This is a genomic window from Terriglobus sp. YAF25, assembly GCF_052113305.1.
In the GTDB taxonomy this organism is placed as follows: Bacteria; Acidobacteriota; Terriglobia; order Terriglobales; family Acidobacteriaceae; genus Terriglobus.
On record NZ_JBFRCY010000189.1, the window covers coordinates 1 to 6,628 of the forward strand.

The window sequence follows — 6,628 nt, forward strand, 5'->3', positions numbered from 1 at the left end:
GGGCAGGGGATAACGGTTAACACGCCGTTAATTTCAACCTCAGGTGAACTTCTGTCGCTTGCCCGAGGAAAAAGCAGGACATTAGCCCGAGGTGTTAGTCTCTCCTCCATCCGAAAATAGTAAAAACGTCTGTTCCCTCGAACTGCGCGCACCAACTTACAGGACTCCGTATGGCCTTTGAACCCTCTGATTCCGGGTCCCGCTCCACAGCGGACCAGTTTTCCGGTTACCCGGACTTGAAGAAGCGCTGGCTCTACATCATGCCGGTCGTCTTCGTTACCTATAGCCTGGCCTATGTCGACCGGGCGAACTATGGATTCGGCGCCGCCGCGGGCCTGGCAGACTCCTTGAAGATCAGCTCCGCCCAGTCTGCTCTGCTGGGGTCGCTCTTCTTTCTCGGTTACTTCGTCTTTCAGATTCCCGGCGCGGCCTATGCCCGCAAACGCTCCGCCCGGCTGCTCATCGGTCTTGCCCTGGCAAGCTGGGGCATCCTCGCCTCGCTGACCGGTGTCATCACTCAATACTGGGTTCTGGCCATCGACCGCTTTCTGCTGGGAGCAGCCGAGAGCTTCATCCTGCCGGGCATGCTCATCCTGCTGACCAAGTGGTTCAGCAAGTCGGAACGATCCCGCACCAACACCCTGCTGATCCTCGGCAACCCGGTCACCGTCCTCTGGATGTCGGCCGTTACCGGCTACATCATCAACGCCTTCGGCTGGCAGATGACCTTCGTGATCGAGGGCCTTCCCTCCGTCCTCTGGGGGATCATCTGGTTCCTCGTCATCCGCGACAGCCCCGAGAAGACCTCCTGGGTCTCAACGGAAAGCACTACGAAACTCAGCGAGGTGCTGGCGAAGGAACAAGCCACACTTCCCAAAGTCGCAAGCCTGACCAGCGCCTATCGCAATCCCAACGTCATTCTGCTCTGCATCCAGTACTTCCTCTGGAGCGTTGGTGTGTATGGCTTCGTCCTCTGGCTGCCGGTCATGATCAAGGGCGGCTCCTCGCAGGGAATCGGCATGACCGGCCTGATGAGCGCCATCCCATACGCCTGCGCCATCATCCTTATGCTGCTGGTCAGCTACTTCTCTGATCGCACTGCCAAACGCACGCGGTATGTATGGCCCTTCCTCATCCTCGCCGGTGCTGCCTTCTTCGGCTCATACCTCACCGCCGGCCAGAGCTTCTGGGCCTCCTTCGCCTTCCTCATCGTCGCCGGCGGAGCCATGTACGCTCCATACGGCCCGTTCTTCGCCATCATTCCAGAGATGCTGCCAAGCAACGTCTCAGGAGAGGTTACGGCTCTGGTCAACAGCCTTGGCGCTCTAGGCTCTTTCACCGGCAGCTACCTGGTCGGGTGGCTGCAGGGATACACCGGCAGCTCCAAAGCGGGCTATCTGCTGATGTCGATCGCTCTTACTCTCGCGGGTCTGCTCATCCTCCCGCTCAAGGCAGAGGTTCGAAGCGCTGAAGCACCCATACCGACAGAGCACGCCATTGTGGAGTAAACGCTCTAAAAGCAGCATCTCCTTACCTGGACAGTTATGGATAAATTCGCTTTGTGTTTGTCAGGAGCTAGGGTATTCCTAACCCACCCTAGCGTTGCGCTAGGGTGGGGCAGCCGGGCAGATATGACAAGCAGATTTCTCCGCTGCGCTCCGAAATGACAAACAAAGGTGCAGTGGCAATAAGCGCTGAAGGCGCGTTCTATACCAGCCTGGGGCAACGCCCCAGGTCTCCGGCACATTGAAGATAAAGGGCTGAAGGCCCGCCCTATAGTTCTTCAGTCAAGGCGAATTTTTCGATACACCCTAGACCTTCTTATAAGGCCCCAAGGACAAGTGCTCGTCTTCAACCCGGACGCCGCCGTGTACTTTGTGTATCAGCCGCTGGACTCTGCGCTGAGGCTCGAGAATTTGAGGGCCGGCGGACGCAGTGCCGTAATCACTCCCATCAACTGGGCATCGACACCGCGCGGCGGAGCCACGGCCTCTTCCAACGGGATATCGACGATCACGGAGTTCTTCAGCGCCACCATCCTGCCGTACCGGCGCTCATTCACGACATCGACAGCCGCGACGCCATAACGCGTTGCGAGCTGGCGGTCATAGGCAGTCGGCGTGCCGCCACGCTGCACATGGCCAAGGCTGATGCTGCGCGTCTCATACCCGGTCCGCTCTTCAATCACCTTGGCCAGCGCAACACCAATGCCGCCCAGCTTTCTGGCCGGAGAGGTCCACTCTGTGTTCGGCAAGTGCGCACCTTCTGCTGCAACGATGATGGCGTACTGCCGTCCTTCCTGCCACTCGTACTGCACCTGTGCGCAGATCTCGTCCAGGTCAATCGGTCTCTCAGGAATCACGATGACGTGAGCGCCACCGGCAAGCCCGGCACAGGCAGCGATCCAGCCCGTATGCCGCCCCATCACCTCGCATATGATGACGCGATTGTGAGCCTCAGCCGTCGTATGCAGGCGGTCAATCGCTTCGGTGGCTACGTTTACTGCGGTATCGAATCCGAAACACATATCCGTTCCGCTGAGATCGTTATCGATCGTCTTCGGAACACCGACGACGTTCACACCTACCTCGGTCAGGGACAGGCTGGCAGCCTGTGTTCCGTTACCACCGATCGCAATCAGGGCTTCAACACCATGACGAGCCATGGTCTGCATGCATTTCACATACCCACCATGCACCTGCCGGATATCAAGACGCGAGGAGCGCAGAATGGTTCCTCCGCGTGAAAGAATCTCGTCGGTTGTCTGAAGATTCAGCGGCATCGAAAGGTCTTCGATCAGTCCACGCCAGCCTTCAGTGAAGCCGACAAACTCGTTCCCATAGTGCAGAACGCCCTTCCTCACCGCTGCCCGGATCACTGCATTCAGACCGGGACAATCACCACCCGCAGTTACGATGCCTATACGCATTGCTTTTTCCCATCAGAAGAAAGCCGTTCTCTGATGCGGCTCAAGAATAGCACCGCACACCTCTTCCCGGCAGATCCAAGCGAGACCCGGCAGATCCAAGCGAGACGTTTCCGTTGAAGTTCCTCCTTTGAATTCAGTTCTCCAACGGAATCCAGAGCCACTCCTATACTTGTCTTCATGCGCTCTTTGAACACACTCTCTGAAGCCGCACTGCAAGCCGATGCACTGATCTTCGACTGCGATGGAACGCTGGTCGATACCATCCCGGCTCACCTGCATGCACTCCAGGTTGGGTTTGAACGCATCGGCCTCACGTTCCCCGCCGAATGGTTTCATCAGAACCACTCGCTTACAGCGGATGCACTGCTGCAGAAGTTCCAGGATGACGGTCTTGGACAGATTGAGGATCCCAAGGCAGTTCTGGCGAAGCATGACATTCTCTTTCGCGAGAGCCTGCACATGCTCGAAGAGGTATCGGTCATCGCGTCGATTGCCCGCGAGTACAAGGGGAAACTCCCCATGGCCGTCGCCTCGAATGGAAATCGTGTGAACGTTGAGGTCAGCCTCGAAGCTGTAGACCTCCTGCAATATTTCGATGCGGTCGTCGCCAGGGAAGATGTCCTTCACGGCAAGCCCGAACCCGACGTCTATCTTGAAGCCGCCCGCCGCCTCAAAGCCGCTCCCAATCGCTGCCTCGTCTTCGAAGACTCAGAGACCGGCCTGGCAGCCGGCCGCGCCGCCGGCGCCAAAGTCATCGACATCCGCGAGTACTACCAACCCGCCTGGCAGCAAGCAGGTCACTAAGCTGACTCACGTAGTTCGCGAATCACCACTCTCGTCGCGCGCTCTAGCTCTACTTACGCTTCCAGCGGACGCCTTCTTTTGAATCTTCGATGATGATGCCCTTCTCCAGGAGCTCATTGCGGATGGCGTCGGCGCGGGCGAAGTTGCGTTGTTTCTTGGCCAGTGTGCGTTCTGCGACGAGTTTGTCCACCACCTCATCGCTGAGAGACATGGTGGCGAGCAGCTCGGGAGAGGCCTGATCGAGCTTGCCTTCTTTTTCTGCCCAGGCGAGCGCGGCCTTGGTGAGCTCGGCATCACGGTCGGTGAGGACGGCGAAGATGCTGTCGAAGGAGGCGAGGACGGCTTCGATCTCCGGAACGTTGCCTGCGAGCAGCTTGCCGCTATCCATGGCGGAGTTGGTGGCGCGGATCAGGTCAAAGACAGCGGCACGGGCTACGGCAGTGTTCAGATCGTCGGCCATGGCTGCGGTAAAACCTTCAGCGGCCTTCTTCGTAGCAGCAGAGATCTCTTCGTTGACGCCTTCAGCGAAGCTTCCTTTGCGCAGGCGATCGACGAAGGTGCGCAGGCGGTCGATGGCGTTGGTCGACTCCGTCAAGCCATCGAAGGTGAAGTTCATCTGGTTGCGGTAGGGGACGCTGAGCAGCAGGAAGCGGATGGCCGAGGCGCGGTAGCCCTTCAGCAAGAGGTCGCGCAGGGTGAAGAAGTTTCCTTCACTCTTGGACATCTTCTTGCCTTCCACCAGAAGGAAGCGGACGTGCATCCAGTGCTGGGCGAACGGCTTGCCGGTGGCAGCTTCGCTCTGAGCTATTTCATTTTCGTGGTGGGGGAACATCAGATCTTCGCCGCCGGCGTGCAGGTCGAGGGTCTCGCCAAGGTACTTCATCGCCATGGCCGAACACTCAATGTGCCAGCCGGGACGGCCGCAGCCGATCGCTGTATTCCACTGCGCTTCGCCCGGTTTTGGAGCCTTCCAGAGAGCGAAGTCGCGGGCAGCGTCCTTCTCATACTCGTCGACGTCGACACGGGCTCCGTCTTCAATGCCGTCAAAGTCTTTTTTCGACAGCTTGCCGTAGGCCGGGAAGCGGGCGATGCGGAAGTACCAGCTTCCGTCCTCGGCCTTGTAGGCGATGTCTTCGCTGGCCAGCTTCTCGATCAGCGACACCATCTCCGGAATGTTCTCGGTTGCTTTGGCGACGAACTCCGGCTTCTCGATACCCAGCGCCTCCAGATCTTCAAAGAAGGCCTGGGTGAACTTGGCGGTGTAGTCCTGGATGGGCATCTGCGCAGCCGCGGCGTTGCGGATGATCTTGTCGTCCACGTCCGTCACGTTCATGACATGTTCCACCTTCATGCCCGATTGGCGGGCAAAGCGGCGCAGCGCGTCGACATGCAGGAAGGTGCGGAAGTTGCCGATGTGCCCGTAGTCATACACCGTGGGTCCGCAGGCATACATCCGCAGGGTGTTGTCCCGCTGGGGCGTCAGGGGTTCAACAGTGGTGGTCAGGGTATTAAAGAGCTTGATCTCAGGCATTCCGGAGGGCACTTTCCTTGTAGATTCTACCCGTCCGGCCAACGGATGTCCTACCCCAGCCGCAACTGGGGTACGGCGTTCAGTTCGTCCGAGGCGAAGATCCCGGCAGCGAACTTTGGCCAGGCAGCGGCGGCGATCATGGCGGCGTTGTCCGTGGCCAGCGCCAGCGAGGGGAAGGCAATCTGGAGGTGGCGGGCGGCGGCTTCGGCGGACATCCGCTCACGCAGGGCCCGATTGGCGGCAACGCCGCCGGAGACGACGATGCTGCAGGCCCCGAACTCCTCGGCCGCGCGCATGGTCTGTTTGACCAGGTAGCCGACGACCGCCTTCTGGAATGAGGCGATCAAGTCCAGGGTCTCGCGATCGCAGAGAGCAAGGGCGGCTTCGCGGCGGTTGCCCTCCACCTGCATCAGGGCATCGTGGCGGACGGCAGCACGCTCACGCATGTTGTGCAGCTCGGTATAGCGGAGGACGGCGGTCTTGATGCCGCTGAAGGAGAAGTCGAATTCACCGCCGCGAGAGGCTCCGTCGCGGTGCAGCTTGGGCTTGATGCCGCCCAGCTTGAACTCCACGGCATTGGGATCGCCGTGGCCGGCGAGGAAGTCCATCAACGGACCCCCGGGATAGCCCAGACCGAGCAGTTTGGCGCTCTTGTCGTAGGCCTCGCCGGCGGCGTCATCGATGGTGCGGCCTACGTTGCGATAGCTCCACAGGCCAGCCCGTTCTTCGGCAAGGTAGAGATGAGTGTGTCCGCCGGAGACGACCAGGGCCAGGACAGGATCGCCGGAGGTGAGCGAAAGGGTCTCTTTCGCCTCCATCAGGACGGCGTGAATGTGGCCTTCCAGGTGGTTGACCGCAATGAGCGGCTTGCCGAGACCGTAGGCCAGCGCTTTGGCGTAGGTGATGCCGACCAGGAGCGCTCCGGCGAGTCCGGGGCCTTCGGTGACGGCGACAGCATCGACATCGGCGAGCGTGATGCCGGCTTCGGCGACGGCTGTGCGGACTACCGGGACGATGTTGGTCAGGTGTTCGCGCGAGGCCAGCTCCGGCACCACACCGCCGTAAAGGGCGTGGGTGGCGATCTGTGAGGCGACGACATTGGAGAGCACTTCGCGGCCACTGCGGACGACAGCGGCTGCCGTCTCGTCACAGGAGCTCTCAATGCCAAGAATCAAACCCGAAGCCATCTCTTTATTGTAGATAGCTCGTGGACTGAGGGTTCTATCCCTCGTCGTGCTTAAGGGGACGGCTTCAGGTGTTCCGTTCTCATGAGATCCTTTACAACTTGTCTCCAGACATCCTTTACAAGTATCGCCTTCTCTGGGAGACACGCAGACCTCGCTCCACCATCTACCATCGAAGAC

At 59.7% G+C, this 6,628-nt stretch carries 5 protein-coding genes; 2 read left to right on the plus strand and 3 right to left on the minus strand.

Annotated features, from left to right (window positions below):
- Positions 1-170 precede the first annotated feature (170 nt).
- Positions 171-1,508: an MFS transporter gene (locus AB4043_RS09925; RefSeq protein ID WP_442302097.1), complete on the plus strand. Its 1,338-nt coding sequence runs from the start codon at positions 171-173 to the stop codon at positions 1,506-1,508.
- A gap of 374 nt (positions 1,509-1,882) precedes the next feature.
- On the opposite strand, the gene AB4043_RS09930 is transcribed toward AB4043_RS09925, so the two are convergent.
- Positions 1,883-2,929, minus strand: coding sequence for a 6-phosphofructokinase (locus AB4043_RS09930; protein WP_442302096.1), 1,047 nt, complete (start codon positions 2,927-2,929; stop codon positions 1,883-1,885).
- Between the two features lie 177 nt (positions 2,930-3,106).
- Here AB4043_RS09930 and AB4043_RS09935 point away from each other — a divergent pair, with 177 nt between their 5' ends.
- Positions 3,107-3,733, plus strand: coding sequence for an HAD family hydrolase (locus AB4043_RS09935; protein ID WP_442302095.1), 627 nt, complete (start codon positions 3,107-3,109; stop codon positions 3,731-3,733).
- Positions 3,734-3,782: 49 nt separating this feature from the next.
- Here AB4043_RS09935 and cysS read toward each other — a convergent pair whose 3' ends face one another.
- Both cysS and tsaD read right to left on the minus strand, forming a co-directional pair.
- Positions 3,783-5,264, minus strand: a complete 1,482-nt coding sequence (cysS, locus tag AB4043_RS09940) for a cysteine--tRNA ligase (protein WP_442302094.1) — start codon at positions 5,262-5,264, stop codon at positions 3,783-3,785.
- Between the two features lie 50 nt (positions 5,265-5,314).
- Positions 5,315-6,451, minus strand: coding sequence for a tRNA (adenosine(37)-N6)-threonylcarbamoyltransferase complex transferase subunit TsaD (gene tsaD / locus AB4043_RS09945; RefSeq protein ID WP_442302093.1), 1,137 nt, complete (start codon positions 6,449-6,451; stop codon positions 5,315-5,317).
- Between the last annotated feature and the right edge of the window lie 177 nt (positions 6,452-6,628).